Raw genomic sequence first — 25,125 nt, 5'->3', positions numbered from 1 at the left:
CGCACCGCATCACTGAGGCATACCAGCACATCGGCATCACGCCCCCGACGCCGCCGGCCGAAGTGCTCAGGCAGGCGCTCGCGGACATGCCCACCGAACGCGAAACGCTCGACGCGCTCCACGCCGAAATGGCCACCCTCAGCCCCGACGACGTGCCCGCATGGACGAAGCGGGCCATGAAGCGAGTCGCCGACGCCGAGACCGCCCGCACGGCACGTGCCAAGCTCGAAAGTGTCGCGACGAGAGCCAGGCTCGACAGCACCGCTGAACTCGCACGCGCGCTCCCCACGCTCGCCCCGATCTTCGACAAGGCAGCGGCGACGCTCGCACGGCTCGCGCCGCTCCTGCCCGACAACCAGCCGCTCGACGCCGAAGAGGCAGCGGAGCACGGCGCAGGCGGCCACGTCATCGAAGCACGCACAGCAGTCGAAACGATCCAGGCAATCACCGCCATCCACGTCACCCCGAACGCCACACTGCCCAGCGTGCTACTCACCCTCTGCCCCGCCATCGCCGCGCCCGCAGTCCCGTCCGAAGTACGGCGACCGAATGCAACCGCCGCATTCAACGAGGACACGATCGGCGCGACTCGCACGGTGCGGCGGATCATCGACGACGCGAGCAAGCACGGCGACTTCGGCCGCCTCGTAGTCGACGTCGCACGCGGACGATACGGGGACGACGTGCAGCTCCGCCTCTCGGATGGCCTGAACCAGACCCATCAGACCGCCGCAAGGCTCGAGCACGCGGGCACCACCCACGTCACACGCGACCCAGGCAAGGCCGCAGCGATCCTCGCAACCGAGACCGAGTACGCCGCATAACCACGCGGCCACAGGTGCCCGCAGGACAGCCACAAGCCGCCCTGCGGGCACCACGGTCGAACCGTTTTTTTGCGGTGGAGAGAGATATTTCACTATGCCGACCGAGCGAGCAGGAGAAGGGGTGGGGGTCTATACCCCTCCCTCGTCGGCCTCCGCCACGGTCGGCAATGACGGGTTTTTTGCACACGGGGATGTAATGGTCTACCACCACGATGCCAAGTACATGCTTTCCGCTCGTTTGCTGGGCGAATGCACCATCCTGGCGTGCGGAGATGGTAGACCGACGCGGCCTTATCCACTCGAGAAGTTTGTGTTTGAAAGCTGGCCGGCGGGAGTGGTGTCCTGTCCGGTCTGGCCTGGATGGTTGATCGCCGTGTCGGCTTGATCCTGTCTCGGCCTGGCGGTGTCCCCGGTTGTTTGTGTCCGGGGGCACCGCCTCTCTCATCGGCCGCGTGCGGGCGCGGCACGTCTAGGTTGGGCTATATGGAGACGATCACTGGACCCGTCCGCATCACCGAGCTGTTGCCGACGGGGCGAGACACGTTGGTTGACGTGGATTTCGTTGACGCGCAGATAGTCGGCCCTGCCGTCCTCGTCCTCGGAAACACTAGGTTCGAAGGCAATACCCTGCTCCACCGCGGCGCGGGCACCGAATCGTTGGTGTGGGAGGTCGACGATGAAGTCAGGCCGTTTGTGATCGGAGCAATAGGACTCCAAGGTTGCTCGTTCACCCGCTGCACCTTTTCGCTCGTCGGATTCGCGGGACCAAGCGACGAGATCCACAAGCTCCTGCAGGGCCACTGGCTCCGCGACTAGCCTGCGGATCACTGCAGTAGCAAAACTAGGACTTGCGCGGCACGAGCATCGAGATCTCCTTGCGACCGGCTGCTTCGAGCAGGTCGCGCTTGGCGGCGTCGCGCGCGTCGACCGCCTGCGCCTGCAGCGTCTGCGAGAGCGGCGTGCCGCGCTCGAGCGCACCCCGCATCTGGTCGACGCTGCGGGTCACTCCGGGGTGGTCGAGCTCGTCCGCGAGTGCCGCGAGCGCGCCCGACAGGCTCGCGCCGGCTGCGGCGTCGGCCACCACGCCCGACAGCTCCCGGCCGAGCGCGCTGTGGCCGGCGGCTCCCACGCGCCGCAGGGCATCGCCCAGCCCCTCGCCCGCGGCAAGGCTGAGCGAGAGGAACTCCAGGATCGAGGGCAGCTCGCTCGAGATGCGCGCGAGCCGGCGCTTCGCACGGTGCTGCAGCAGCCAATCGACGGTGAACGCCCCGATGGCCGCCCCCAGCAGCGCGAGCGCCGCCGGCAGCGCGACATGCCCGCCCTGCACCGCCCCCGCGACCCCGAGCCCCGCCCCGACGGCGCCGCCGAGCACGCTCCAGCGCAGCTGGCGGCCGCGGAGCTCGCCGACCGTCTCAGCCGATGCCGCCTGCCGCAGCCGGCGACGGATGCCCTCGGGCGCGCCGAGCACCGCGTGCACGACGGGCGCCACGCGATCGCCGATCGGCGACGCGACGACGCCGAGCACGCGGGTCGGGCTGACTCTGCGGCGCGCGACCAGGTCACGGGCGCCTGCCGACACGTCGAGCACGTAGGGCGCCACCCGGTGCAGCAGCAGCGGCCGGCGCAGCACCGGGACGAGGCTCACCAGCATCCACAGCCCGAAGCCCAGGCTCGCGCCCAGGATGAGGCTCCAGCCCAGCTCGGCACTCACGCGAACCACCGGGCCTCGGTCGGCAGCGTGCCGATGCGCAGCATCACGCGGTAGGCGATGAAGGTCACGACCGCACCCCCGGCGATCAGCACGATGCCGCCGGGCGCGTTGTACGCCTGCGCGGCCTCGGGCCTGGTGGAGAGGATGAGCAGCACGATCCACGGGGCGGCGACGCCGAGCCTGGCCGCGCTGACGATCCACGTCTGCCGCGCCTCGAGCTCGCCGCGGGTCGCCAGGTCGACGCGCAGGTAGGCAGCGAGCTCGCGCAGCACCGTCGTCACCTCGGTGCCGCCGACCTCGCGGGCCATGCGCAGCGTCTCGATGATGCGATCGCCGACCGGATCGGCCAGGCGGTCCTTGAGCCGGTCGAGGGCGTACCCAAACGAACCCGTCGCCCGGTGGTCGGCCGCGTACGCGGCGAAGGCCGGCCGCGTGATCGCCGGGCCCGCGTGCTCGAGCTGCGCCACCGCATCCGGCAGCGCCAGCCCGCTGCGCACGGCAGAGACCAGGTGATCGACGACGTCGGGCCAGACGGCCGCCTGCGCCCGGCGCCGCCGCTTGGCGCGCCAGCGCACCGCGAGCACGGGGACAGCGGCACCGACGACGAGCGCGGCGGCCGCGACCGCGCCCACGGGCACGAAGGCGAGGGCGATGCCGGCAGCGAGCACGCCCACCACGAGCGAGACGGCCGCGAGGGCGAGCGGCGGCAGTCCGAACAGACCGGCCTGCGTGAGGCGATCGAGCAATGCCGTGCGCGGGCGCGCTTCGTCGGAGCGCCGCGCGTGCGGCCACAGCCACGGGCTCACCGCCAGCACCACGCCGAGACCGAGCGCTGCGCCGAGCAGCCAGGTCATGCGCCGCCCCTGGCCAGCAGCGCCGCAGGATCGATGCCGACCGCTGCGAACTTGGCGGTGCGGGCAGGATGCGAACCGGTCGGCTCGAGCAGCCCATCGCGCATCGCGAACAGGCTCGAGGCCTCGATGACGCCCTCGGTCGACTGCCCGGTGGGCGCGAGGATCTCGACCACCTGGCGGTTGCCGCGGGCGTCGATCGCCAGGTGCACCACCAGGTCGATGCACTGTGCCACCGTGGGCACGACGAAGCCCGCGTCGATGTTGCGCCCGGCGAGCAGCGGCAGGGTGGTGAGCTTGCTGAGGGCGTCGCGGGCCGAGTTGGCGTGGATCGAGCACATCCCGCTCACGCCGCAATTGAGCGCCACCAGCAGATCGAGCGCCTCCGCCTCGCGCACCTCCCCCACGACCAGCCGGTCGGGCCGCATGCGCAGCGACTCCTTCACGAGCCGCCGCAGCGAGATCTCGCCGGTGCCCTCGAGCGACGGCTGCCGGCACTGGAGCCCCACGATGTCGTCGACCGGCGGGTCGAGCTCGAAGGTCTCCTCGACCGTCACGACCCGCTCGCCGGGGCGAACCGCCGCGAGCAGCGCGTTGAGCAGCGTGGTCTTGCCCGCATGGGTGGGGCCGGAGACCAGGATGTTGCAGCCGGCGACGACCGCGTGCTTCAGGAAGGCGGCCGCCTGCTGGCTCATCGCCCCACGCTCGACGAGCGCCGACAGCGACGAGAGCCGTCGGGCGAACTTCCGGATGTTCAGGCTCGTCGCGCCGCGGGCGACATCGCCGCTGGCCACGTGGAGCCGCGAGCCGTCGGGCAGCGAGGCGTCGACGAACGGCGTGCTCAGGTCGACGCGCCGACCGGTGGTGGAGAGCATCCGCTCGACGAGGTCGCGCACCTCGGCTTCAGTGAGCCGCAGCGGCAGCTGCTCGCTGACGCCCCCGCGCGCGCAGAAGACGCGCGAGCCCTGGTTGACCCAGAGCTCCTCGATCTCCGGGTCGTCGAGGTAGGGCTGCAGCGGGCCGTAGCCCGAGACCGCGGCGAGCACGTCGCGCTCTGCCTGCCGCTCATCCGGCAGCATCGGCATGCTGCCGCCCAGGGAGCGCTCGGCATAGGAGCGCACGGCATCGCGCACGTAGCGCTCGGCGAGATCGCCCTGGCCCGACAGGTCGACGCCGTCGCGTCGCACCTTGGCCCGCACATTCGCGGTGATCTCGGCGACGGCTTGGCGCATGGGAGCCAGTAGAGCCGAAGCCGCGCCGTGCCCGCAGAAGTTGTCCACAGCGGCGACGCGCCACTGGCGCGCCGTCGCCCCCCCCCCCCCCCCCCCCCCCCCCCCCCCCCCCCCCCCCCCCCCCCCCCCCCCCCCCCCGCCCCCCCCCCCCCCCCCCCCCCCCCCCGGATAGGTTATGACCACTGCCCGCACATGAGTCACTACCGGGAGGCCGACCATGGAACCGACTCACCGCACCGCCCGGCTGCCGTGGGGCGAGGTCTCCTATCTCGAGTGGCTGCCCGAGACGCCCGGCAGCGCATCCGTCATCGTCCTCCTGCACGGCGGCGGGCTCGACAGCGCGATGCTCTCGTGGGGAGCGACCGGCGGCGAGCTCGCCGCTGCCGGGCACCGCGTGATCGCCCCCGATGCGCCCGGCTACGGCCACAGCCCGAGCGCGCCGTGGCCGGCGACGCACGATCGGCTGGTCGAGCACGTCGACGCGTTCACCCGTGCCATCGGGCTCGATCGGTACGCGCTCGCCGGCCTGTCGATGGGCGGCGGCCTGACGCTGGGGCACACCTTCGCGCACCCCGAGCGCGTGCGCGGGGCAATCCTGATCGGCACCTTCGGCATCATGGATCACCAGCAGCAAGGGCTCTGGAAGCGCCCGTGGCACCTGCTCACCTGGGCGATGACGCACACCGGCCTGATGGGGCTGACCATGCGCGCCTACGCCAAGCGCGGCCCGGCGCTGCGCAGCAGCCTGCGCGGCATCATCCGCAACGAGGCGAACATCACCCCGGCGCTGATGGCGGGCATCCTCGACGAGGCCGAGCGCGGCACCGGGCTCGCCGCCTTCGACCAGTGGCAGCGCGACCAGATCCGCTTCGGTCGCCTCCGCACCAACCTGATGCCGCGGCTGCACACCTTCCCCCGTCCCGCGCTCGTGCTGCACGGCGAGCACGACACGGGAGTGCCGGTGGCGCTCGCGCGGCAGGCGGCCGAGCGCATGCCCGACGCCCGCTTCGTCGAGGTGGCGGATGCGGGGCACTGGACCCAGCGGGATGTGCCGGAGGTCGTCGTCCCGGCGATGCTCGCCTTCCTGGGCGAGCTCGCCGCGGCGGACGAGGAGCGCTGAGCCGGCGTGCCCCGACCACTGATCCCCGAGCGCCGCGAGCGGATCCTCGCCGCCGCCGAGGCGCTGATCCTCGAGCACGGCTTCGACGCCGCGAGCGTGCAGGCGATCGCCGCGCGCGTCGGCATCGCGAAGGGCGCCGTCTACCGCGAGTTCGCGAGCAAGGACGCCATCCTCGACGCGCTGCTGCGGCAGTCGTTGGCGCGCATGACCGAGCGCAGCCACCGGCTGCTCGGCGAACGACCGCGGTTGAGCGAGGCGTACCGCGTGGGACTCGAGGTGCTGCTCGACGAGCCGCTCATGACCGCCGCGTTCCTCGACGACGCGGGCGTGCTGGGCTCCTACGCCGACACCGTGCGCGACGGGCGCTATCGCGAGCGACTGGTGGGCGCCGCGGAGTGGATCGCCGCGCTGCAGTCGGAGGGCGAGCTCGACGCGCGCGTCGACACGGCAGCGCTGGCGCTGGCGCTCTCGAGCACCACGCTCGGCCTGCTGACGGCGGCCAAGCACCTCGGGCCGCTCTCGCGCGAGCAGCTCGCGGGTGCGATCGCGGCGATGGAGCTGCTCGTCTCGGGCCTGGAGCCCGGCTCGCACCGCGCCGGAGGGACTGGGCGGCGGTGATCGGCATGCGCCGAGTTGACCCGCAGGGCGCGCTGGGAGGCTGGTGCGATGGCCGCCAGCGAGCAGACACCCCCGCGCGACGCCTCGACGGCGCGCACGCGCGGGCTCGCGGTGCTGCTGGCGACGACGTTCCTATCGCTCGGCAACTTCGCCGGGCTGCTCGCCGTCGTGCCCCTGTGGGCCTCGGCCGGCCGCCTCGGCAGCGCCGCGGTAGGCAGCACGACCTGGGGCGCTGCGGACCCTGCCCACAGCACTGCACTCTCCGTGCAACCCGCGACGATCGTCGCGATGGAAGCTTGGGGAGGCTTCGATCGGTTGCACTGAGCACCGCTTCGATGGACTCTCCGTTGTCTCAGTTTCACCTCAGTCCAGGCATCCAGCGCTGCAACCGCGCTCTGAGCGCGCTCTACACTGACGAGGATCGGCTCGCCCCAGCAGCCGACGCCCTGCACCCTGGACGGTCTCCATGCGTCGTACCTTCTCTCGCGCCCTCACGATCGGCACGCTTGCCCTGATGCTCGGCAGCGTTTCACTGGTCGCGGCCGGACCTGCTCCTGAGGCAAACGCGATGTCAGTCATGCGCATCGCAGGTGCTGACCGGTACGCGACCTCTGTCGCCATCTCCCGCCAGATGGCGTGGATCGGCGACACCGTGTATCTCGCGTCCGGCAGCAAATTCCCCGACGCGCTCGCCGCAGGACCCGTCGCCGCTGCAGAGGATGCGCACCTGCTACTGACGCCGCGCGACGCGCTTCCCGGTGCAGTAGCTACCCGGCTCAGCGAACTCGGACCTTCCGAGGTCGTTCTGGTGGGCGATGAGCAGTCGATCTCCGTCGCAGTCGCGGCGCAAATACACGAACTCGTCCCAGGGGCGACGGTCACCCGCGTCGCAGGCGGCAACCGGTACGAGACAGCACTCAAACTGCTCGACAGGCTGAGCGAGAATGCCGCGATCCTCGAGGTATGGGTCGTTGCGGGATCCAAATTCCCTGATGCACTGGTCGCGGGTTCCATCGCTGGCCAGCGCCAAGGAGCGATCGTGCTAGATCCCAATGGCGCTCGCACGACTGGCATTGACGCTTGGATCGCTCAAGTCTCCGATGCGGTCGCCGGTGTACCGGTGCGAATTGCCGGCAGCGAGGCCTCAGTCTCTCGCTCGACCGAAAACGCCTTGCGGAATGCTGGGGCAGCCTCCGTCAACAGGTACGCCGGCGCCAACCGATATGAGACCGCCCGGGTGATCCACGACGCGTTCAGCACTTCCGTGCCGACCCAACGCATGTTGCTCGCGACTGGCCAGAACTTCCCGGACGCGCTCGGGGGCTCGTTGCTGGCGGCGAATAACGGCGAACCGCTCTATCTCGCGCCGTCGTCTTGCAACACCAATATCGCATCCATGCTACGAGGCGAGCGCGACCAGCGCGGCATCACCACCGTGGTTGGGCTGGGCGGCATCCCGTCGCTTTCAGAACGCGCGTTGCGCCTCGAGGATTGCCCACCGCCGCCCCCGCCCGCGCCGGCCCCCACCCCGAAGCCGACCCCGGGTCCCGCTCCCGCGCCCCCGGCGGGACCGCCGCCGTCGAGTGGTGTCAACTGCAGCGATTTCCGCACATGGGCGGCAGCACAGGCATGGTTCCTCTACTGGTATCCGTCGCTGGGCGATGTCGCTGGACTCGATCGGAACAACGACATGATCGCGTGCGAGAGCCTGCCCGGCTCACCAGGGTCCAAGATCGACACAACGCCCAGCCCCGAAGCCTGAGCCAATCGAGTGGCCGGGCGCCAGGCTGCATGCTCGGAAGCATCGAACAAGCCGCGCACGGCTGAGGCGCGCAGCCCGAGTTGACCCGCCGGGCGCGCTGGCGGAGGCTGGTGCGATGGCCACCAGCGAGCAGACACCTCCGCGCGACGTCTCGACGGCGCGCACGCGCGGGCTCGCCGTGCTGCTGGCGACGACGTTCCTTTCGCTGGGCAACTTCGCCGGGCTGCTCGCCGTCGTGCCGCTGTGGGCCTCGGCCGGCGGCCTCGGCAGCGCTGCGGTCGGCAGCACGACCGGCATCATGATGGCCGCGACGGTCGCGACGCAGCTCGCCGCGCCCTGGGTGTTCCGGCTGCTGTCGCTGCGCGCGATGATGATCGTCGGCGCCGCCCTGCTGGGTGGGCCGGCGCCGCTCTACATGCTCTCGAACGATGCCGCTCCGATCCTGCTGCTCACGGTCGTGCGCGGCGTCGGCTTCGCTCTGGTCGTGGTCGCCGGCGCCACGCTGATCGCTGATGTCGCCGCGCCGGGGAAGCTCGCCCGCGCGGCCTCCTACTACGGCGTCGCCGGCGCGCTGCCGAACCTCATCGCACTCGCGGGCGGCGTCTGGGCGGCCGACGCCTGGGGCTTCCCGGTCGTGTTCATCGTCACTGGCGCGGCGGGGCTGCTGGGTGCGGTGCTGGCGTGGATGCTGCCGCGCGGCTCACACGGCGCGTTCCAGGCGGTCTCGGGCAAGGACATGCGCCGGGTCGCGCCGGCCCTCGCGCTGTTCCTGGCCACAGCGGCGTCGTTCGGCGCGGCCTCCACCTTCCTGCCGCTGTCCGGCCCGGCGACCGCCGTCGCCGCGCTCGCGCTGCTGGCCGCCTCCGCCGGCATCGTGCTGGGCCGGCTGGGCGCCGGCGCGGTCGCCGATCGGATGGGCAGCGGCCGCCTGCTGGTGCCCACCGCTGCAGCGGCTGCTCTGGGCACGCTGCTGGTCGCGGCGTCGCTGCAGGGCCCCGCCTGGGCGCTCGTGCTCGGCGCCGGGCTGATCGGCACCGCCTTCGGCGCCGCCCAGAACGATTCCTTCGTCGTCACGATGCGCGTGTTCGGCCCCGCCCGCAGCGGCACCGCCAGCACCATCTGGAACATCGGCTACGACGGCGGCGTGGGCGTCGGCGCCTTCGGCCTCGGCTGGGTGATCGGGCAGCTCGGCCACGCCGGCGCGTTCACGGCGCTGGCCGGCGCGATCGCGGTGGTCGCGCTGGCATGCCTGCCCGGCGCGCTGCGCCGCCCGGTCGCCGAGCCGGCGCAGCCGCGCTGAGGGCGCCTCAGGCGCTCGCGGAGCCTCGCTCCGGCAGCACCCAGCCGGGTCGCACGAAGTGGCAGGTGTAGCCGTTCGGGTTGTCGACCAGGTAGTCCTGGTGCTCGGGCTCGGCCTCCCAGAACGGGCCGGCCGGCTCGATCGTCGTGACCGCCCTGGCCGGCCACAGCCCCGAGGCGTCGACATCCGCGATCGTGTCGCGAGCGACGCGCTCCTGCTCGGGCGTGAGCGGGAAGATGGCCGAGCGGTAGCTCGTGCCGACGTCGTTGCCCTGCCGGTTGAGCGTCGACGGGTCGTGCACCTGGAAGAAGAACGCCAGGATGTCGCGGTAGCTCGTCTGCGCGGGGTCGAAGACGATCTCGACCGCCTCCGCGTGACCGGGGTGATTGCGGTAGGTGGCGTGGTCGTTGTCGCCGCCGGTGTAGCCGGCGCGGGTGCTCAGCACGCCGGGCTGCCGGCGGATGAGGTCGTCGAGGCCCCAGAAGCAGCCGCCCGCCAGGACGGCGGTCTCGGTGCCGGGATCGCGGGTGATCGCTCCGGTGTCGTCGATGCCGCTGGTCATGATGCGTGCTCCTCACTGTGCTGCTGCCGCACGTCGCTGCTGTCGCAGGTTGCCGACGTCGCAGGTCGCGGCGTCCTCTGGTGCAACACTGCCCGATGCGATTCTGGTCCCGATCGATGAAACCTTCCTGGCAGCGCCGCTCAGCCCCGGATCGGGTGGCCCGCCCAGCGCAGCACGCGCAGGGCCCTGAGCGTGATCCACCGGTTCGGCTCGCCGGCGCTGCCGTAGTCGTTCACCGCGTCGCCGCCGTGGACGACATCGAGCGGCCAGCGGCCGTCCTCACCGCGCTTGGCGTGCACGAGGTCGATCGCCTCGCGCATGCGCTCGTCGGGCACCGCGCCGACCAGCCGGAAGTGCTCGAGCGCGCGCAGCGCGTCGTACTCGTGCCGGGGCGGGAACGCGAACTGCGTGTAGGTGGGCTTGGGGATCTCGCCGGTGGACCGCCGCCGCAGCAGGTCGCGCTCGAGCAGGTAGGACTCGCCGCTCGCCCGCGCCTCGCGCACCCGGTGCACCTCGATCGCTCCCCGCTCGGCGCAGCCGCGCTCGTAGGCGGCGAGCGCCTCGAGCACGCCGATCGTCGTGTCGAACGACGATCGCACGCTGCCTCGCTCCTGGTCGCAGTTCCAGCCCCCGTCGGCCATCCGCTCGCCCAGCAGCCGCTCGACGATCCGGTCGTCGACCTCGCCGTAGTAGACGGCGTTCGTCACCAGCGCCGCGTTGATGCACGGCTCGACCTCGCCCTCGAAGAACGGCTCGTCGTCGTACTCCCAGCGGGTCACGCGCTTGACGTCGGCGACCGCCTCCCGCACCCGCGCATCCGCCGGGTCGACGCCCAGCAGCCGCAGCTCGGTCAGCACGTGCGCGGTGGAGGTCCAGGGCTGGCCCGGCAGCGTCGGCCGCGCCTTCGGGAAGTGCGCCCCGCCGGCCCACTGCCCGTCCTCGCCGCGCGCGGCCAGCAGCGCAGCGCCCCAGCCCTCGGTCGCGACCCGCGCGCGCTCGCGGGCCACCGCATCCGCCCCCTCGTCGAGCAGGTCGGCCATCACCTGCCAGCGGATCGCCGGATCGCCCTGCAGCAGCCAGTCGACGGCGCTCATGCGGGCATCCCGCCCTGGCGCGCCCACATCGTCGGCCTCAGGCCAGGAAGTCGAGCAGCGCGCGGTTGAACGCGTCGGCGTGGCTGACGTTGCAGCCGTGCGGCGCGCCGGGGATGACCTGCAGCTCGCTGTGCTCGATCGTCTCGTGCGTGCGGCGGCCCGAGCCGTCGAACGGCACCGTCTGATCGCCGTCGCCGTGCAGCACGAGCGTCGGCACGGTGACCGTGCCGATGTCGTCGCGGAAGTCGGTCGTGGCCCAGGCGTCCATGGTCGCGAGCGCCGCGGGCTGGTGCGACTGCAGCGCGAGCGCGAGACCCTGCCGCCGCTGCTCCTCGGTGACGCACAGACCCTCGGCGTTCGAGTAGAAGCCGGTCGTGAACCGGTCGAGGAAGCCCTCGCGATCGGCCTCCAGCGCATCGCGCATCTGCCGGTACGCGGATTCCTCGAGCGGCCCCTCGGGGTTGTCGTCGGTGTGCAGCAGGTACGGCGGCACCGCCGCGGCGAGCACGATCGAGCGCAGCCGCTGCTCGCCATAGGTGGAGACGTAGCGCACCACCTCGCCGCCGCCCATCGAGAAGCCCACGAGCGTCGCGTCCTGCAGGTCGAGCTCGGTGAGCACGCGGTGGAGGTCGCCCCCGAGCGTGTCGTAGTCGTAGCCGGCGTCGGGCTTGTCACTGCGGCCGAAGCCGCGCCGGTCGTAGGCGACGACGCGGTAGCCGGCCTCGCGCAGCGCCGGTGCCTGCATCGCCCAGGCCTCAGCCGATTGCGGCCATCCGTGGATGAGCACGACCGGCCTGCCGTCGCCGCCGGTGTCGTCGATGTGGAGCCTGATGTCGGTCATGCGTCCTCCTCGTGTCGTCTGCCGCGACGCTATCGACGCAGACTCGTGGCGCGCTACCGGTACTCGGGGTTCTGGAACCCGAAGCGCTCGCCCCGCTCCCACGCATCGCGGTCGTTGCCCTCGGTGGGGATGCCGCCGCGCAGCATGCGCGCCAGGTGCAGCAGGTTCCACGCCATGATCGTGACGTTGCGCTTGGTGAAGTCGTTGTCGGCGCCCGCGTGCGAGCCATCGTCGAGCTCGTCGCCGTAGCTCGGGCCGGGGCCGGCCTCCCCCACCCAGCCGGCGTCGGCCTGCGGCGGGATCGTGCAGCCGATGTGCTGCAGCGCGTAGATCGCCTCGCGCGCCACGTGCTTCATGCCGTCCTCGTTGCCACCCACGAGGCATCCGCCGACCTTGCCGTAGAAGATCGACTGCCCCTGGTCGTTGAGCACGCCCGACTCGCTGTAGAGCCGCTCGATCACGCGGCGCGTCACGCTCGAGGCGTCGCCCAGCCAGATGGGCGTGGCGATCACGATGATGTCGGCGCGCAGCACCAGCTCCCAGAGCGCCGGCCAGGCGTCCTCGCTCGCGCCGTGCTCGGTCATGTCGGGCTGCACGCCCGGCGCGATCGCGTGGTCGACCGCGCGCACGACGTCGACCTCGACGCCCTGCCCTCGCAGGATGCCGGCGCTGGCCTCGATGAGCAGGTCGGTGTGGCTCTCGCCCGGCGACGGGGTGAGCGTGCCGTTGAAGTAGATGGCGCGGAGGGGTTCGGTCATGCCGCCACGGTGCCACGAGACGCTGTGCGTCACCAGATGCGGGATTCGGGGCGGTCAACCGAGGTCGTCGCGCGCTGCCAGCAGCGCCGTGAGCCGACGGCGGAACTCGGCCGCCGCATCCGCGTCGCGCGGCAGGAAGCCGACGCCCGTCTTCGCGCCCAGCTCGCCCCGCTCGGCGCGCTCGCGCAGCATGCCGGGGGCGGCGGATGCGTCCCCCAACGTCGGGAAGATGCCGTCAGTCACGCTCGTCCACACGTCGAGCCCGCCGAGGTCCATGATTTCGAAGGGCCCCGCGAGCGCCCAGCGCGGCCCGAGGCCCGCGGTGACGGTGGCGTCGATCTGCGCGGGGCTCGCGACGCCCAGCTCGACCAGGTGCATCGCCTCGCGGTAGAGCGCCGCCTGCAGCCGGTTGGCGATGAAGCCCTCCACCTGCTGCGCGAGCGGCACGGCCGTCTTGCCCGCCCCCTCGAGCAGCGCGACCATGCGGTCGACGGTGGCCTGCGGCGTCGCCGGCCCCGGCACCACTTCGACCAGCGGCACGGTGTCGGCGGGGTTGAAGAAGTGCGCGATGACGAGCCGTGACGGATCCCGCATGCCGGTCGCCAGCGCATCCGGGGCGATCGAGGAGGTGTTCGAGGCGATCACCGCATCGGCGCTGCTCGTTCCCTCGATGGCGGCCTCGACGCGCGCGATGAGCTCACGCTTGACCTCGAGCCGCTCGGGCGCGGCCTCGAGCACGATCGTGGCGCCCGCGACGGCGCTCGCGACCGTGTCGTGGTCGGATGCGCCTGCCGACTCGGCGGCGCTGGCCGCGGCCTCGGGGCGCACGTCGAACACCCGCACCTCGTGCCCCGCACGGGCGAGCACGCGCGCGATGCCAGCGCCCATCACGCCCGCGCCGAGGACGGCGATGATCTCCTGCATGCGCTGCTCCTTCGCTCGCCCCCGACGATGCCACAGCCTGCCCGCCGGCAGCGATCGGCCCTGCTGATCGCGCGTGCGGTCAGCAGGGCCGATCCCGGCGTGGGCGCCTCTGGCAGCTGGTGCCGCCAGACGGCACTGCCGGTCGCTCATGACGGCGCGACGGCCTGCTCCTGTGCCGGCGCGACCTCGGGACGGCGCGCAGCGCTGACCCACTCGAGCGGGTCGCTGCGCCAGACCGCGATCGCGAGTCCGACGAGGGCGGCCGAGAAGAGCACGAGTGATGCGTACTGCGCCCACTCGACGAGGCCGCTGCCGAGGAACTCGACGAGCACCCAGGCGAGCAGCGCGCACGGCACCCAGACGGCGGCGACACGCGAGCGCAGCAGGCCGATCGCGAGCACCACGACGCCGAGCACCGTGCCGAGGAGCCCGGCGATCATGAACGGGCCGTGCGAGGCGGCATACGCGGCGTCCACGACCGCCGCGTGCTCGACCAGGAGCTGCGCGTCGCCCGCCGCCATCGCCAGCATCACGTTGCTGAGCCCCCCGTGCACGGCGTGCCCGAAGCAGCCGAGCACGGCGAGCGTGCCGCCGATCGCGGCGAGCACGGGCGACCGGCGGCCGACGAGGTGCGCGACGGCGAGCAGTCCGATGCCCATCGGCAGCTGCGCGACGGTGAACATGGTCGCGGAGACCGCAGCGGTCGCGCCGGCGGTCGCGATGGCCTCGAGCTGCTGCTCGGTGCCGCCGTCGAAGGCCGGCATGAGCAGGATGCTGGCGCCGGTCAGCACGATCGTCAGCAGCAGCGCGAGCGCTGCGAGCGTGCGGTAGATGGGGTGCGTGGTGGTCATCGTCGACTCCTGGTGCGGTGGGATGCCAGCGCGGATGCGCCGGTCGTTGCCGACGGTAGGCGGGGCGCGCACACCCGGTCATCGGCCGCAGGGCTCGGGTTGCACTGCCCTCGGGGGCGACCGTGTCTCCGGAAGTCGATCGACGCATCCACCCTCGTATGACGCGCGCGGGCCGCCGCGCTCCTAGGCTGTGGATCGTGAGGCGCGCCGAGCGGTGGGCAGGACCCGTGGACTGGGCGCTGGCGTGCGCGTTCGTCGCGGCCGGCCTTGTCGAGGTGTGGGTGCCGCTCGAGTCGGCGACAGGAGACGCGCCACCGGTCATCAGCACGATCGGGATCACGCTGTTCGGCCTCGCGCTAACGCAGCGACGCGCGCGGCCGAAGCTGGCGCTGCTGGCGCTGCCGCTGTGGCCGCTGCTGTTCGTGGTGACCGGCACGCAGCCCGTGCTGTTCTTCGGGCAGCTCCTGCCGCTGCTGCTGCTGACCTTCTCGACGGCGCGCCATGCGCCGAGGCCGTGGATGTGGATCGGTTCCGGCGCCATCGCCGGCCTCGTGCTGCTCGCCGACTTCGCGCTCGGATGGCTGCAGGCGCCCGAGGAGCTGCTCTTCCACTGGTCCGCGCTCATCGCGAGCTGGCTCGCCGGACGCGGTCTCCGCGCGTCGACCGAGCGCGCGGCCGCCGCCGCACGGCATGCCGCGGAGGTCGAGGGCGCCAGCCGCGAGCGCACCCTGCGCGCGCTCGCGGAGGAGCGCGCTCGCATCGCGCGCGAGCTGCACGACGTCGTCGCGCATGCCGTGAGCGTGATCGTCGTGCAGGCGGGCGCGGCCGAGCAAGTCGTCGACGACGATCCCGAGCACGTGCGGCGAGCGCTCGGCACGATCCGCACCACCGGCACCGGCGCGCTCGCCGAGATGCGACGCGTCGTGACGATGCTCCGCGTCGACGACGGCGCCGACCGCCGGCCGCAGCCGGGGCTCGATGCCGTGGCCGAGCTCGTGGAGCAGGCCGGCACCGGCGCCCTGCGCGTCGAGCTGGAGGTCGACGGCGCCGAGCGCGCGCTGCCAGCAGGCGTCGGGCTCGCCGGTTACCGCATCGTGCAGGAGGCGCTCACGAACGTGCGGCGGCACTCCCAGGCGAGCCTGGCCACCGTGCGGCTGCGCTACGAGCAGGACCGTGTCGAGATCGAGGTCGTCGACAACGGCCGGGGCGGGACGACCGATGAGCCGCACGAGCCAGGCCACGGGCTCCTCGGGATGCGGGAGCGCGTCGCGCTCTACGGTGGCGAGCTCGAGACGGCCGGCACCGCGAGCGGCTACACCGTGCGCGCCGTGCTGCCGGTGGCGTCATGAACGTCTCGCGCGATGGCGCAGCGCCTTCGGTGCTGGTGGTCGACGACCAGGAGCTGGTGCGCGCAGGCTTCCGATTGATCCTCGAGCGAGCGGGGCACCCGGTGGTCGGCGAGGCGGGCGACGGCGTCGAGGCGATCGAGCAGGTGGCGCTGCATCGTCCGGACGTGGTGCTCATGGACGTGCGGATGCCGCGGATGGACGGCATCGAGGCGACCAGGAGGATCATGGCCGCCGCCCGAGGAGCGGCCGCCGGCGGTGGATCGGCCGCCGCCGTGGCAGGAGCAGCCGCTGGTGGACCCGCCGGCGACGCGGCGCCGAAGGTGCTGGCGCTGACGACGTTCGACCTCGACGAGCACGTCTGGGCGGCGGTGCAGGCAGGCGCGTCCGGCTTCCTGCTGAAGGACGTCTCCCCTGGAGATCTCGTGCATGCCGTGCGCGCCGTCGCCCGTGGCGATCGCGTGCTCTCACCGGCGGTGACCGCGCGACTGCTGGACGAGTTCGCACGGCGCCCGCTGCCCGGCGCGCTGCCTCCCGCGATCGCGGCGCTCACCCCGCGCGAGGCGGAGGTCGCCCGGTCGGTGGCGCGGGGGATGTCGAATGCGGAGATCGGCGAGCGGCTGTTCCTGAGCGACGCGACCGTGAAGACCTATCTCTCTCGCCTGCTGGCCAAGCTCGGCCTGCGCGACCGGGTACAGCTCGCCGTTCTCGCCTACGAGAGCGGGCTCGTGCGGGTCGGCGAAGCGGAGTGATGCACGGCTCGGCTCAGCTGCGCGCCGCGAAGCCCGATTCGTAGGCAAGCACCACCACCTGCACGCGATCGCGCAGGCCGAGCTTGGCGAGGATGCTGCTGACGTGCCCCTTCACCGTCGCCTCGCCGAGGAAGAGGTGCGCTCCGATCTCGGCATTCGACTCGCCTCTCGCGATGCCCGCGACGACCTCGAGCTCGCGCTCGGTGAGCGCGGCGAGCTGCCCGGGCGCCCCGCTCGCCGCGGGCGGCGTGCGCATGAACGACTCCACGAGCCGGCGGACGACCGACGGCGCGAACAGCAGCGAGCCGTCGTGCGCAGCGCGCACCGCGCGCACGATCTCCTCGGGCTCTGCCGACTTCAGCAGGAAGCCTGACGCGCCGGCATGCAGCGCGCCGTAGACGTACTCGTCCAGATCGAACATCGTCAGCATCAGCACCTTGGCGCGTGAGCCCGTCGCGACGAGACGGCGCACGCCCTCGATGCCGTCGGTGCCGGGCATCTGCACGTCCATCAGCACCACGTCGGCATCGAGCGACGCGGCGACGCGGGCGGCCTCTGCCCCATCGGAGGCCTCCCCGACGACGGCGAGGTCGTCCTCGGCGGCCAGCACCGCCCGGAGCCCGGCGCGCAGCAGTGCCTGGTCGTCGGCGAGCACGATGCGGATCATGGCGCGACCATCCTCGCCGATCGGGGCGCGAACGCGGCGACCAGCAGGAAGCCGTCGCCCTCGGGCGCCGCCGAGAGCCGGCCGCCGCGCTCGTCGACGAGCTCGCGCAGCCCTCGCAGCCCGAGGCCGCTGCCGGTCGCGCCGGCCGGGCCGCCGGTGGGCGCCGCGTTGCGGATGCGCACGCCGATCCGCGCGGGGGTGATCTCGACCGAGACCGCGACGTCGCTCCCGGGCGCGTGGCGCACCGCGTTGGCGAGCCCCTCGCGCACGATGCGGCGGATGAGTCCCCCGTCGTCCTCGGCGACGTCGCCTCGGGCGTACAGGTCGACGCGCACTCGCGACCCGGTGCGCTCGGCTGCGGCGGCCAGCGCGCGCAGATCGTCAGCCAGCTCCGGTGGCGCACCGGCCGCCCGCGAGGCGCTGCAGCGCAGCGCGCGCAGCTCCGCCATCGTCGCGGCACCAACCTCGGCGATGGCGTCCAGCGCCGCCCTGGCGCCATCCGGGTCGCGCTCGCGCAGCACGCGTGCCGCGTTCGCCTGCATCATCATCGTGCCGACGGCATGGCTCGCGGCGTCGTGCAGATCGCGCGCGAGCTGCAGCCGCTCGTGCGCGATCGCGCGCTGGGTCGCCGCGTCGAGCTCGGCCGCGCGCAGCTGCGCCGCGGCGAGATGGGTCGTCTCTGCGGCGTGGTGCCCCGCCCAGGCCGCCGCGGCGAGGAACGGCAGCACGTGCATCGTGATCTGGATGGGCAGGTTGTCGGCCGACTGCAGCGCGGTGAGCGTGAGGCCGGTGCCCGTGAAGACGAGCCACGCGAGCACGACCGGCCGCGCGGCGCGCGCACCCGCGGCCCAGGAGAGCGCTGCGGCCGCGATGGCGAGCCAGAGCCCATCGCGCCCGACATCGACGATCCCCGCCGTGCTCGTCGCGACCAGCGTCGCGGATGCTCCCAGCAGCGCGAGGACGCTCCAGCGGCGCAGCGCGACAGCGACGGCGAGCGGCGCGACACCCAGCAGCACGAACGGCCACGTCGGGGCCGGCACTGCGGGCGTCTCGCCGAACTCGCGCATGAGCACGGGCAGCAGTGCGACGTCGAGCAGCATGAGCAGCGCCGGCCAGGTGCTCGCGAGGAGCGTGAGCGGCCACGGTCGCGCGCGGGCAGTCGGCGGCTGCGGCGCACGAGCGGTCTCCGCCGCCGCACCGGGCTCGCGCAGCAGCGCCAGCAGCGAGCGCAGCCGCTGGCTCGCCTCGCCGCCGGCAACGTGGATCGCGTCGAGCGACGCCGCCGGCAGCTCGGCCCTCGCAGCGCCGGCGGTCGCCGACATCGCGTCGACCGCCCGCCCGATCACCGCGAGCGTCGCCGCGGAGACCGCTTCGTGCTCGCTGGCGGCAGCCGAGCGCGCGAGCGACACGGGATCGGCGAGCGAGAGCTCGAGCTCGTGCTGCGCCGCTGCCCGGCGAGCCAGATCCCGCTTTCGCACGAGCGAGCCGAACCACCACGGCAGCACCAGCAGCGCGGCCCCGAACACGATGCTGGGCGCGCTCCAGCCGGCGGCGACCGCCGTCGCGGTCAGCAGCAGCGGCACGGCCCAGATGCTCTGCGAGCGAGGTCGAGCGGCACCGATCACCGCAAGCGCGATGACGATCGCGCCGAGCGGCGCCGCGTTCTCGGACGGGAGCCCGATCCAGCCCACGGCGAGCACGCCCGCGATCGTCGCCGCGACGCCATGCCAGGGCCGGTCCGCCAGCAGCAGGGAAGCGCCGGCGAACCAGGCGCCGATGGGCACCGCCAGCCACCACCGCTCGTCCAGGTCGAGCGCGGCGAGCACGCCGGCCCAGAGCCCCGCGGCGGCGGCCAGCAGCCACCTGGCCCGGCCGGTCAGCGTCGACATGGTGCGAGCGTATTGGCGCCGGGTCGCCGGCGACACCGACTTCCGTCGCTCAAGCCCCCGCCGCGAGTCGGGTGCGGGCCGACGCGCGGCCGATGCGCCGCGCGTCGGCATCGGCGCAGGGTGGTGCGACGCAGCCGGATCCCCCGGCTCGACGCAAGGAGGATCCGATGTCCGAGCTCGATGAGACCACCCGCTCCCGCGGCGCAGCACGCGCCGATGCCACCGCCCGCGCCGGCGACGCGGCCCGCGCGCCCGGCGCGCGCCCTTCCAGCGCGACGCTGCTCGGCTGCGTCGCGCTGCTGCTGGCGCCCGTCGCGGGCTCCGCCGGCGGCGCGCTCGAGCTGCTGACGCTCGGGGGCATCGACCCCGCATCCGATCCCGCCGCATTCCTCGGCGCCGTGACCGCCGCTCCCGGCCTGTGGTCGGGCATGGGGGCCGCGATGCTCGTGATGGCGCTGCTGACGATGCTGTGGGCGCCGGCCGTCTGGCGCCTCGCGCACGGCAGCAGCCCGCGGTGGGCGTGGGCGGCAGCGGTCGGCGGCGCGCTGTTCGCCTTCGGCCAGGCCGTCCACCTCGTGTCGTGGATCGTGCTCTCGCAGGCGTTGGCGGCGGCGCTCGAGCCAGATGCTGCGCTCGGGGTCATCGCCGCCATCGAGTCGAACGGCCTCTTCACCGTCATCTTCGCGCCCTACCTGCTCGGCGCCCTGCTGGCCGCGCCGCTCGCGGCGATCGCCCTCTGGCGCGCGCGGCTGCTGCCGGTCTGGTCGATCCCGGTGATCGCCGTGGCGAGCATCGGGATGCTGCTGATCGGCACCGGCTCCCCCGTCATCCTGATCGCCTACCCGGCGCTCTGGATCGCCGCGTTCGCGCCCGCACTGGCGCGGCTGCTGCGGCGCCGGGAGCGCTGAGCACCGGCACCGCCCAGCGGCAGCGCGAGCCGGGCCGCTCGCTCAGCGGCAGTGCGAGCCGGGCCGGGACCGATCGGCCCTTTGCCCGGCTCAGCGCTCGATGCGCCTGCCGAGGCCGAAGCCGGCGATGATCCGGTCGGGCACGAGCGGGATGATCGGCGCCGCCAGCCGGTAGCGCCAGTCGCTGACGACGATGCCGCGCCGCTTGCGCAGCGCGCGCAGACCCTCACTCACGACCGTGGACGCATCCGCCCACCCCGCCCGAGGCACGCTCGTCGGCTCGACGCCCATGCGCTCGTGGAACTCGGTCGGCACGAAGCCCGGCAGCAGCGCCGTGACCGTGATGCCGTCGCGGTGGTAGCGGGCGTGGAGCGCGCGCGAGAGCGTGATCACCTGCGACTTCGCAGCCGCGTACGAGCCGCTCGGCAGCCGCCCCGCGAGGCTCGCGACGTTCAGGATGCCGCCGCGGCCGCGCTCGCGCATGCCCGGCAGCGCCGCGTGCGCGAGCCGCAGCGGCACCCACGAGAGCAGCTCGTGCATGCGCCGCTCCTCGTCGATGGCGGAGGCGTGGAAGGGGTCGGCGACGGCGAACCCGGCGTTGTTGATCAGGACGTCGATCGGATGCGCTGCGTCGGCCAGGCGGGCCGCGACGCGTTCGAGGTCGGCCGGCTCGGTGAGATCGGCGGGCAGCACCTCAACCTCGACGGCGCGCGCCGATCGCAGCTCGGCGGCGAGCCGCTCGAGCCGCTCGGCGTCGCGCGCGACCAGCACGAGCGCGAGCCCGTCGGCGGCCAGCTGCCTCGTGAACTCGGCGCCCAGGCCGGCCGAGGCCCCGGTGACGAGCGCGCGCAGCTGCATGCGTCCAAGCCTGGCAGAAACCCGTGACGAAGCCTGGGCGCGGCTGGTGGCGGGCGCCGCTATTCTGAAGGCTTCCACGCGGGAGTGGTGGAATTGGCAGACACGCAAGGTTTAGGTCCTTGTGCCTTCAGTGGCGTAGGGGTTCAAGTCCCCTCTCCCGCACTGGGCGCATCCGCGCCCGTACGGCACCATGCCGACCGGCACCAGGCCGACCGGCACCACGTGAAGGAGCACCCTCGTGCATCCGCTGCCAGCAGCGTTCCTCATCGACATCGAGGGACTGATCACGAGCGCCGGTCCCTGGGCGCTGCTGCTGGTGTGCGCGATCGTCTTCGTCGAGACCGGGCTGCTGGTGGGCTTCCTGCTGCCCGGCGACACGCTGCTCGTGATCGCGGGCGTCCTGTCGTTCACGGGCGTCATCCCGCAGCCGATCTGGCTGGTGATGCTGTGCATCGGCGCGTGCGCCATCGCGGGCGACCAGCTGGGCTACTACATCGGGAAGAAGGCCGGGCCGCCCATCTTCCAGCGGAAGTCGTCGGGGCTGTTCTCGCACAAGACGATCGAGCGCACGAACCGCTTCTTCCTGCGCTACGGCGCCGCGGCGGTCATCATCGCCCGCTTCATCGGCATCGTGCGCACGTTCATGCCGGTGGCCGCCGGCGTCGGGCGGATGCCGTGGCCGCTGTTCTTCCGCCTCGACGTGATCGGCGGCCTGCTCTGGGGCGCCGGGCTGCCTCTGCTGGGCTGGGGCGTCGCCCACATCCCGGGCGTCGCCGACTTCGTCACGCAGTACATCGACGTGGTGCTGATCGGCGTCGTCGTCATCGCGATCGGCTTCATCGTCTGGCACGCGATCCAGTCGCGCCGCGAGGTCGAGCGGGAGATCCGCGACGGCACGGCCTCCGGCGAGGTGCAGACGCTCGACCTGTCGGGCACGAACGACAACGGTCTCGAGCGCTGAACGGCTAGGTCGCGAGCCAGACCGCCCGCGCGACCTCCGGGCCGAGGTCGACCGTGCCGCCGCTCGCGCGCACCTGGATCGACCCCGAGTAGGGCTTCTGACCCAGCACCGTGAGCACCGAGTCGAGCGCGATGCCCGCCTCGGCGAGGAACCGCAGCATGGCGGGGTCGTTGTCGGAGATGCGCACCACGGCACCCTCGTGGCCCGCCCGCGCCTCGGCCAGCAGCACCGCATCCGGTCTCGTCACCGTGCCGTCGCTGGCCGGGATCGGATCGCCGTGCGGGTCGCGCACCGGGTCGCCGAGCGAGCGAGCGATCGACTCGAGCAGCCGGTCGCTGAGCGCGTGCTCGAGGATCTCCGCCTCGTCGTGCACCTCGTCCCACTCGTAGCCGTGCCGCTCGACCAGCCAGGTCTCGACCACGCGGTGCCTGCGCACTTGCCGCAGCGCCAGCAGCGAGCCCTTGCGGGTCAGCTCGATGGCGCCGTAGGGGCGGTGGTGCACAAGGCCGGCGGCGGCGAGCTTCTTGACCATCTCGGTGACGGTCGAGTTCGCCAGGCCCAGCCGCGTCGCCAGCTGCGAGGGCGTGACCGGCTCCGGCTGCCACTCGGTGTGGTGGTAGATGGCCTTGACGTAGTCCTCAGCCGCGGTGGACTGCATGTCGCCTCGCTCTCGCCCATCGCACGACGAGCCCCCGGCGGGGCCCGAACAGCAACGCTAGCCCGAACGCGAGGCCCTGCGTGAGCACCACGGCGCCGCCGGGCGAGATGTCGAGCCAGAAGGCGCCCATCAGCCCCACGAGCGAGGCGACCACCGTGATGCCGACCGACCAGGCCAGCAGCGCATCCCAGCGCACCGCGATGAGCGAGGCGGTCGCGCCCGGGATGATCAGCATCGCCACCACCAGGATGATGCCGACGGCCTGCAGCGCGGTGACCACGGTGAGCGCGAGGGCGCCCAGCAGCACGGCGTGCAGGATGCGCGGGCGCAGGCCGATCGCATGCGCGTGCCCGGCGTCGAACGCCACCAGCGTGAGGTCGCGGCGCAGCACCAGCAGGCTCGCGCAGACCACGCCGCCGACGATGAGCACCTGGGCGATGTCGGCGTCCGAGACGCCCAGCACGTTGCCGAAGAGGATGTGCTGCAGGTCGGTGTCGGACGGCGTGACCGAGACGATCACCAGGCCGAGCGCGAACAGGGTGGTGAAGACCACGCCGATGGCCGCATCCGCCTTGATCCTGGTGGCCGCTCGCACGCCGCCGATGAGCGCGACGGCGCCGATGCCGAACACGGCGGCACCGATCGCGAACGGCAAGCCGAGGATGTAGGCGAGCGCGACGCCCGGCAGCACGGCGTGCGAGACCGCGTCGCCCATCAGCGACCAGCCCATCTGCACGAGCCAGGTCGACAGCAGCGCGCACGCGATCGCCGCCATGAGCGTGACGATGAGCGCCCGCTGCATGAAGCCGTAGCTGAACGGGGCCAGGATGGCATCGAGGACGGATGCGTCCATCACGACTGCCCGTCCGTGCGGTCCGGGTGCGTGCGGCCGGGCTCACCCGCGAACGAACGGCCGGGCTCACCCGCGGGCGGACGCCCGGGCTCACCCGCGAACGGACGGCCGGCGCCGAATGCCTCGGCGATGCGCTCGGCGGTGAGCGTCTCGGCGGGCGGGCCGTGGTGCAGCAGGCGGCCGCGCTGCAGCAGCAGCACGCGGTCGACGAGCTCCGCGACGCCCGAGAGGTCGTGGTGCACGATCACGACGCTGCGGCCGCGGTCGCGCAGGGACCGCAGCACGTCGGTGATCGCTGCCTCGCTCGTGCGGTCGACGCCGGCGAAGGGCTCGTCGAGCAGCAGCAGCTCGGCATCCTGCGCGATGGCGCGGGCGACGAAGGCGCGCTTGCGCTGGCCGCCGGAGAGCTCGCCGATCTGCCTGCCGGCCAGCTGCGTCAGCCCCAGCAGCCCGATCGCCTCGTCGACGGCGGTGCGGTCGACCGCGCGCGGGATGCGCAGCAGCCCCATGCGCCCGTAGCGCCCGGTGGTGACGACGTCGCGCACGGTCACCGGGAAGTCCCAGTCGACCGCCTCCGCCTGCGGCACCGAGGCCACGAGGCCCGCCCGCCGGGCCTCCTTCGGGCTGCGGCCGAGGATGCGCACGGAGCCCTCGTGCGGCACGCGCCCGAGCACCGCCGCGAGCATCGACGACTTTCCCGAGCCGTTGACGCCGACGAGCCCCGTGATCTCGCCCGAGCCGATCCGCACGGTCACGTCGGTGAGCGCGCGCACCTCTCCGTAGTGCACGCCGAGGCCCTGCGTGAGGACGGCGCCGTGGTCGGCCGTGTCGCACATCCGCCCCTCGTCCTTCGCCGCTGCGCTCACCGGCTCAGCCCCTCGAGGATCGCGTCGATGTCGTGCTCGATGAGCGCGAGGTAGGTGGGCGCGGGGCCGTCGGCGCCCGACAGTGAGTCGACGTGCAGGCTGCCGTCGAAGCGCACGCCTGCTGTGCGGGCGATCTGCTGCTGGGTTCCCGGATGCGTCGTCGACTCGCAGAAGACCGTCGGCACCCGGGTGCGCTCCACGACGGCGGCCACGTGGGCGATCGCCTGCGGGGTGCCCTGCCCGCCGGCGTTCACGGGCCACAGGCTCGCCTCCTCGAGTCCGGCGTCGCGCGCGAGGTAGCTGAAGGCTCCCTCGCAGCTCACCAGCAGGCGATGCTCGGGCGGCATTCCCGCGACGCCTTCGCGAAGGCGCAGCTCGAGCTGGCCCAGCCTGGCGGTGAGCGCCGCGGCGTTGGCGTCGATCTCGGCCCGCTGCTCGGGGACGAGGTCGCCGATGGCGATGCGCAGCTGCTCGACGTAGGCGGCGCCCTCGACCGGCGAGACCCACGCGTGCGCGTTCGGCTGGCCCGAGTAGTGGCCGCCCTCGATCGCGATCGGCTCGACCGCGTCGGTGAGCACGACGTGCGGCGCCTGCTGGCGCTCGACCAGCGCCAGCAGCCAGTCGTCGACTCCGAAGCCGTTCGTGACCACGAGGTCGGCGCCCTCGGTGCGCACCAGATCGCCCGGCGTGGGCTCGTAGTCGTGCACCTCGACGCCCACGCGGGTGAGCGATTCGACGCGGGCGCTCTCGCCCGCCACCTCGCGGGCGATGTCGGCGATCACGGTGAAGGTGGCGAGCACGAGCGGGCGCCCGTCGGCGCCGTCGTGGCCAGCCGCTGGCGCACCCGTGGCGCCCGCCACCGGCGCGCAGCCGGTCAGCGCGGCGAGTGCGCACGCAGCGGCAGCGGCGCCCATTCGCC

Annotated in this window: 27 protein-coding genes and 1 tRNA gene; 12 read left to right on the top strand and 16 right to left on the bottom strand. The window is 73.0% G+C overall.

The genetic code is table 11. From position 1 onward, the window contains the following. Positions 1-62 precede the first annotated feature (62 nt). On the top strand, positions 63-824 hold the full coding sequence (locus BM288_RS10390) for a hypothetical protein (RefSeq protein WP_143103084.1): 762 nt from the start codon (positions 63-65) through the stop codon (positions 822-824). A gap of 483 nt (positions 825-1,307) precedes the next feature. Next, positions 1,308-1,640 (top strand): hypothetical protein, encoded by a 333-nt coding sequence (locus BM288_RS10385; protein ID WP_092918563.1) that lies wholly within the window; start codon positions 1,308-1,310, stop codon positions 1,638-1,640. Between the two features lie 25 nt (positions 1,641-1,665). Here BM288_RS10385 and BM288_RS10380 read toward each other — a convergent pair whose 3' ends face one another. Genes BM288_RS10380 through BM288_RS10370 form a run of 3 tightly spaced genes read right to left on the bottom strand, consistent with a single transcriptional unit; the run spans position 1,666 to position 4,618 of the window. Next, complete coding sequence (locus BM288_RS10380; RefSeq protein ID WP_092918561.1) at positions 1,666-2,535, bottom strand: type II secretion system F family protein; 870 nt, start codon at positions 2,533-2,535, stop codon at positions 1,666-1,668. After that, positions 2,532-3,389 (bottom strand): type II secretion system F family protein, encoded by an 858-nt coding sequence (locus BM288_RS10375; protein WP_092918559.1) that lies wholly within the window; start codon positions 3,387-3,389, stop codon positions 2,532-2,534. The genes BM288_RS10380 and BM288_RS10375 overlap by 4 nt, the downstream gene beginning before the upstream one ends. Then, on the bottom strand, positions 3,386-4,618 hold the full coding sequence (locus BM288_RS10370; RefSeq protein WP_092918557.1) for a TadA family conjugal transfer-associated ATPase: 1,233 nt from the start codon (positions 4,616-4,618) through the stop codon (positions 3,386-3,388). Before BM288_RS10370 ends, BM288_RS10375 begins: the two co-directional genes overlap by 4 nt. Positions 4,619-4,835: 217 nt before the next feature. Between BM288_RS10370 and BM288_RS10360 the strand changes: the two genes are divergently transcribed. The 5 genes from BM288_RS10360 to BM288_RS10340 all read left to right on the top strand — a co-directional run bounded on the left by BM288_RS10360 (position 4,836) and on the right by BM288_RS10340 (position 9,418). Continuing rightward, entirely contained in the window at positions 4,836-5,738 is a 903-nt protein-coding gene (locus BM288_RS10360; RefSeq protein WP_092918555.1) for an alpha/beta fold hydrolase, read from the top strand. A 6-nt stretch (positions 5,739-5,744) separates the two neighbouring features. After that, a complete protein-coding gene (locus tag BM288_RS10355) occupies positions 5,745-6,356 on the top strand; it encodes a TetR/AcrR family transcriptional regulator (protein ID WP_092918553.1) in 612 nt (203 codons plus the stop codon). 48 nt (positions 6,357-6,404) lie between these two features. Continuing rightward, on the top strand, positions 6,405-6,680 hold the full coding sequence (locus tag BM288_RS10350; RefSeq protein ID WP_092918551.1) for a hypothetical protein: 276 nt from the start codon (positions 6,405-6,407) through the stop codon (positions 6,678-6,680). A gap of 142 nt (positions 6,681-6,822) precedes the next feature. Further along, entirely contained in the window at positions 6,823-8,118 is a 1,296-nt protein-coding gene (locus tag BM288_RS10345; protein WP_092918549.1) for a cell wall-binding repeat-containing protein, read from the top strand. Between the two features lie 115 nt (positions 8,119-8,233). Beyond that, complete coding sequence (locus tag BM288_RS10340) at positions 8,234-9,418, top strand: MFS transporter (protein ID WP_092918547.1); 1,185 nt, start codon at positions 8,234-8,236, stop codon at positions 9,416-9,418. Between the two features lie 7 nt (positions 9,419-9,425). Here BM288_RS10340 and msrA read toward each other — a convergent pair whose 3' ends face one another. The 6 genes from msrA to BM288_RS10305 form a co-directional block, all read right to left on the bottom strand. Beyond that, positions 9,426-9,980: a peptide-methionine (S)-S-oxide reductase MsrA gene (gene msrA / locus BM288_RS10335; RefSeq protein ID WP_092918545.1), complete on the bottom strand. Its 555-nt coding sequence runs from the start codon at positions 9,978-9,980 to the stop codon at positions 9,426-9,428. A 140-nt stretch (positions 9,981-10,120) separates the two neighbouring features. Then, a complete protein-coding gene (locus BM288_RS10330) occupies positions 10,121-11,074 on the bottom strand; it encodes a hypothetical protein (RefSeq protein ID WP_092918543.1) in 954 nt (317 codons plus the stop codon). 37 nt (positions 11,075-11,111) lie between these two features. Further along, the gene (locus tag BM288_RS10325) at positions 11,112-11,915 is read right to left on the bottom strand and encodes an alpha/beta fold hydrolase (RefSeq protein ID WP_092918541.1); all 804 of its coding nucleotides are present in this window, start codon (positions 11,913-11,915) and stop codon (positions 11,112-11,114) included. A gap of 53 nt (positions 11,916-11,968) precedes the next feature. Further along, a complete protein-coding gene (locus BM288_RS10320) occupies positions 11,969-12,673 on the bottom strand; it encodes a flavodoxin family protein (protein WP_092918539.1) in 705 nt (234 codons plus the stop codon). Positions 12,674-12,727: 54 nt separating this feature from the next. Continuing rightward, positions 12,728-13,597, bottom strand: a complete 870-nt coding sequence (locus BM288_RS14325) for a 3-hydroxyacyl-CoA dehydrogenase family protein (protein WP_177220352.1) — start codon at positions 13,595-13,597, stop codon at positions 12,728-12,730. Between the two features lie 146 nt (positions 13,598-13,743). After that, on the bottom strand, positions 13,744-14,448 hold the full coding sequence (locus BM288_RS10305) for a hypothetical protein (RefSeq protein ID WP_092918535.1): 705 nt from the start codon (positions 14,446-14,448) through the stop codon (positions 13,744-13,746). Between the two features lie 197 nt (positions 14,449-14,645). Between BM288_RS10305 and BM288_RS10300 the strand changes: the two genes are divergently transcribed. Together BM288_RS10300 and BM288_RS10295 are read left to right on the top strand one after the other, a co-directional pair. Beyond that, on the top strand, positions 14,646-15,797 hold the full coding sequence (locus BM288_RS10300; RefSeq protein WP_177220351.1) for a sensor histidine kinase: 1,152 nt from the start codon (positions 14,646-14,648) through the stop codon (positions 15,795-15,797). After that, entirely contained in the window at positions 15,794-16,546 is a 753-nt protein-coding gene (locus BM288_RS10295; protein ID WP_092918531.1) for a response regulator, read from the top strand. The genes BM288_RS10300 and BM288_RS10295 overlap by 4 nt, the downstream gene beginning before the upstream one ends. A 13-nt stretch (positions 16,547-16,559) precedes the next feature. On the opposite strand, the gene BM288_RS10290 is transcribed toward BM288_RS10295, so the two are convergent. Both BM288_RS10290 and BM288_RS10285 read right to left on the bottom strand, forming a co-directional pair. Next, positions 16,560-17,213, bottom strand: coding sequence for a response regulator (locus tag BM288_RS10290; RefSeq protein WP_092918529.1), 654 nt, complete (start codon positions 17,211-17,213; stop codon positions 16,560-16,562). After that, positions 17,210-19,102 (bottom strand): sensor histidine kinase, encoded by a 1,893-nt coding sequence (locus tag BM288_RS10285; RefSeq protein WP_092918527.1) that lies wholly within the window; start codon positions 19,100-19,102, stop codon positions 17,210-17,212. Before BM288_RS10285 ends, BM288_RS10290 begins: the two co-directional genes overlap by 4 nt. Before the next feature lie 167 nt (positions 19,103-19,269). On the opposite strand from BM288_RS10285, the gene BM288_RS10280 reads away from it, so the two are divergent. Continuing rightward, the gene (locus tag BM288_RS10280; RefSeq protein ID WP_092918525.1) at positions 19,270-20,010 is read left to right on the top strand and encodes a hypothetical protein; all 741 of its coding nucleotides are present in this window, start codon (positions 19,270-19,272) and stop codon (positions 20,008-20,010) included. A gap of 90 nt (positions 20,011-20,100) precedes the next feature. Here BM288_RS10280 and BM288_RS10275 read toward each other — a convergent pair whose 3' ends face one another. Continuing rightward, entirely contained in the window at positions 20,101-20,868 is a 768-nt protein-coding gene (locus BM288_RS10275) for an SDR family NAD(P)-dependent oxidoreductase (RefSeq protein ID WP_092918523.1), read from the bottom strand. 78 nt (positions 20,869-20,946) lie between these two features. Between BM288_RS10275 and BM288_RS10270 the strand changes: the two genes are divergently transcribed. Together BM288_RS10270 and BM288_RS10265 are read left to right on the top strand one after the other, a co-directional pair. After that, positions 20,947-21,030, top strand: a tRNA-Leu gene (locus BM288_RS10270). 76 nt (positions 21,031-21,106) lie between these two features. After that, complete coding sequence (locus BM288_RS10265) at positions 21,107-21,829, top strand: DedA family protein (RefSeq protein WP_092918521.1); 723 nt, start codon at positions 21,107-21,109, stop codon at positions 21,827-21,829. Between the two features lie 4 nt (positions 21,830-21,833). On the opposite strand, the gene BM288_RS10260 is transcribed toward BM288_RS10265, so the two are convergent. Genes BM288_RS10260 through BM288_RS10245 form a run of 4 tightly spaced genes read right to left on the bottom strand, consistent with a single transcriptional unit; the run spans position 21,834 to position 25,120 of the window. Then, positions 21,834-22,487: a metal-dependent transcriptional regulator gene (locus BM288_RS10260; protein ID WP_092918519.1), complete on the bottom strand. Its 654-nt coding sequence runs from the start codon at positions 22,485-22,487 to the stop codon at positions 21,834-21,836. Then, the gene (locus BM288_RS10255) at positions 22,468-23,340 is read right to left on the bottom strand and encodes a metal ABC transporter permease (protein ID WP_092918517.1); all 873 of its coding nucleotides are present in this window, start codon (positions 23,338-23,340) and stop codon (positions 22,468-22,470) included. Before BM288_RS10255 ends, BM288_RS10260 begins: the two co-directional genes overlap by 20 nt. Continuing rightward, positions 23,340-24,206, bottom strand: coding sequence for a metal ABC transporter ATP-binding protein (locus BM288_RS10250; RefSeq protein WP_318255484.1), 867 nt, complete (start codon positions 24,204-24,206; stop codon positions 23,340-23,342). Before BM288_RS10250 ends, BM288_RS10255 begins: the two co-directional genes overlap by 1 nt. After that, positions 24,203-25,120, bottom strand: coding sequence for a metal ABC transporter solute-binding protein, Zn/Mn family (locus BM288_RS10245; protein ID WP_092918513.1), 918 nt, complete (start codon positions 25,118-25,120; stop codon positions 24,203-24,205). The genes BM288_RS10250 and BM288_RS10245 overlap by 4 nt, the downstream gene beginning before the upstream one ends. Between the last annotated feature and the right edge of the window lie 5 nt (positions 25,121-25,125).

This window comes from Agrococcus baldri (assembly GCA_900114805.1).
Lineage (GTDB): Bacteria > Actinomycetota > Actinomycetes > Actinomycetales > Microbacteriaceae > Agrococcus > Agrococcus baldri.
Note: the sequence above shows the minus strand (reverse complement) of the source record. Positions and strands in the feature narration are given on the sequence as shown.

What these genes read in the sequence shown, in the direction of transcription:
- BM288_RS10385 (WP_092918563.1), top strand. Translation starts at nt 1,308, where the DNA reads ATGGAGACGATCACTGGACCCGTCCGCATCACCGAGCTGTTGCCGACG.
- BM288_RS10375 (WP_092918559.1), bottom strand. Translation starts at nt 3,389, where the DNA reads ATGACCTGGCTGCTCGGCGCAGCGCTCGGTCTCGGCGTGGTGCTGGCG.
- BM288_RS10370 (WP_092918557.1), bottom strand. Translation starts at nt 4,618, where the DNA reads ATGCGCCAAGCCGTCGCCGAGATCACCGCGAATGTGCGGGCCAAGGTG.
- BM288_RS10360 (WP_092918555.1), top strand. Translation starts at nt 4,836, where the DNA reads ATGGAACCGACTCACCGCACCGCCCGGCTGCCGTGGGGCGAGGTCTCC.
- BM288_RS10350 (WP_092918551.1), top strand. Translation starts at nt 6,405, where the DNA reads ATGGCCGCCAGCGAGCAGACACCCCCGCGCGACGCCTCGACGGCGCGC.
- BM288_RS10345 (WP_092918549.1), top strand. Translation starts at nt 6,823, where the DNA reads ATGCGTCGTACCTTCTCTCGCGCCCTCACGATCGGCACGCTTGCCCTG.
- BM288_RS10340 (WP_092918547.1), top strand. Translation starts at nt 8,234, where the DNA reads ATGGCCACCAGCGAGCAGACACCTCCGCGCGACGTCTCGACGGCGCGC.
- msrA (WP_092918545.1), bottom strand. Translation starts at nt 9,980, where the DNA reads ATGACCAGCGGCATCGACGACACCGGAGCGATCACCCGCGATCCCGGC.
- BM288_RS10330 (WP_092918543.1), bottom strand. Translation starts at nt 11,074, where the DNA reads ATGAGCGCCGTCGACTGGCTGCTGCAGGGCGATCCGGCGATCCGCTGG.
- BM288_RS10325 (WP_092918541.1), bottom strand. Translation starts at nt 11,915, where the DNA reads ATGACCGACATCAGGCTCCACATCGACGACACCGGCGGCGACGGCAGG.
- BM288_RS10320 (WP_092918539.1), bottom strand. Translation starts at nt 12,673, where the DNA reads ATGACCGAACCCCTCCGCGCCATCTACTTCAACGGCACGCTCACCCCG.
- BM288_RS14325 (WP_177220352.1), bottom strand. Translation starts at nt 13,597, where the DNA reads ATGCAGGAGATCATCGCCGTCCTCGGCGCGGGCGTGATGGGCGCTGGC.
- BM288_RS10305 (WP_092918535.1), bottom strand. Translation starts at nt 14,448, where the DNA reads ATGACCACCACGCACCCCATCTACCGCACGCTCGCAGCGCTCGCGCTG.
- BM288_RS10295 (WP_092918531.1), top strand. Translation starts at nt 15,794, where the DNA reads ATGAACGTCTCGCGCGATGGCGCAGCGCCTTCGGTGCTGGTGGTCGAC.
- BM288_RS10290 (WP_092918529.1), bottom strand. Translation starts at nt 17,213, where the DNA reads ATGATCCGCATCGTGCTCGCCGACGACCAGGCACTGCTGCGCGCCGGG.
- BM288_RS10285 (WP_092918527.1), bottom strand. Translation starts at nt 19,102, where the DNA reads ATGTCGACGCTGACCGGCCGGGCCAGGTGGCTGCTGGCCGCCGCCGCG.
- BM288_RS10280 (WP_092918525.1), top strand. Translation starts at nt 19,270, where the DNA reads ATGTCCGAGCTCGATGAGACCACCCGCTCCCGCGGCGCAGCACGCGCC.
- BM288_RS10275 (WP_092918523.1), bottom strand. Translation starts at nt 20,868, where the DNA reads ATGCAGCTGCGCGCGCTCGTCACCGGGGCCTCGGCCGGCCTGGGCGCC.
- BM288_RS10260 (WP_092918519.1), bottom strand. Translation starts at nt 22,487, where the DNA reads ATGCAGTCCACCGCGGCTGAGGACTACGTCAAGGCCATCTACCACCAC.
- BM288_RS10255 (WP_092918517.1), bottom strand. Translation starts at nt 23,340, where the DNA reads ATGGACGCATCCGTCCTCGATGCCATCCTGGCCCCGTTCAGCTACGGC.
- BM288_RS10245 (WP_092918513.1), bottom strand. Translation starts at nt 25,120, where the DNA reads ATGGGCGCCGCTGCCGCTGCGTGCGCACTCGCCGCGCTGACCGGCTGC.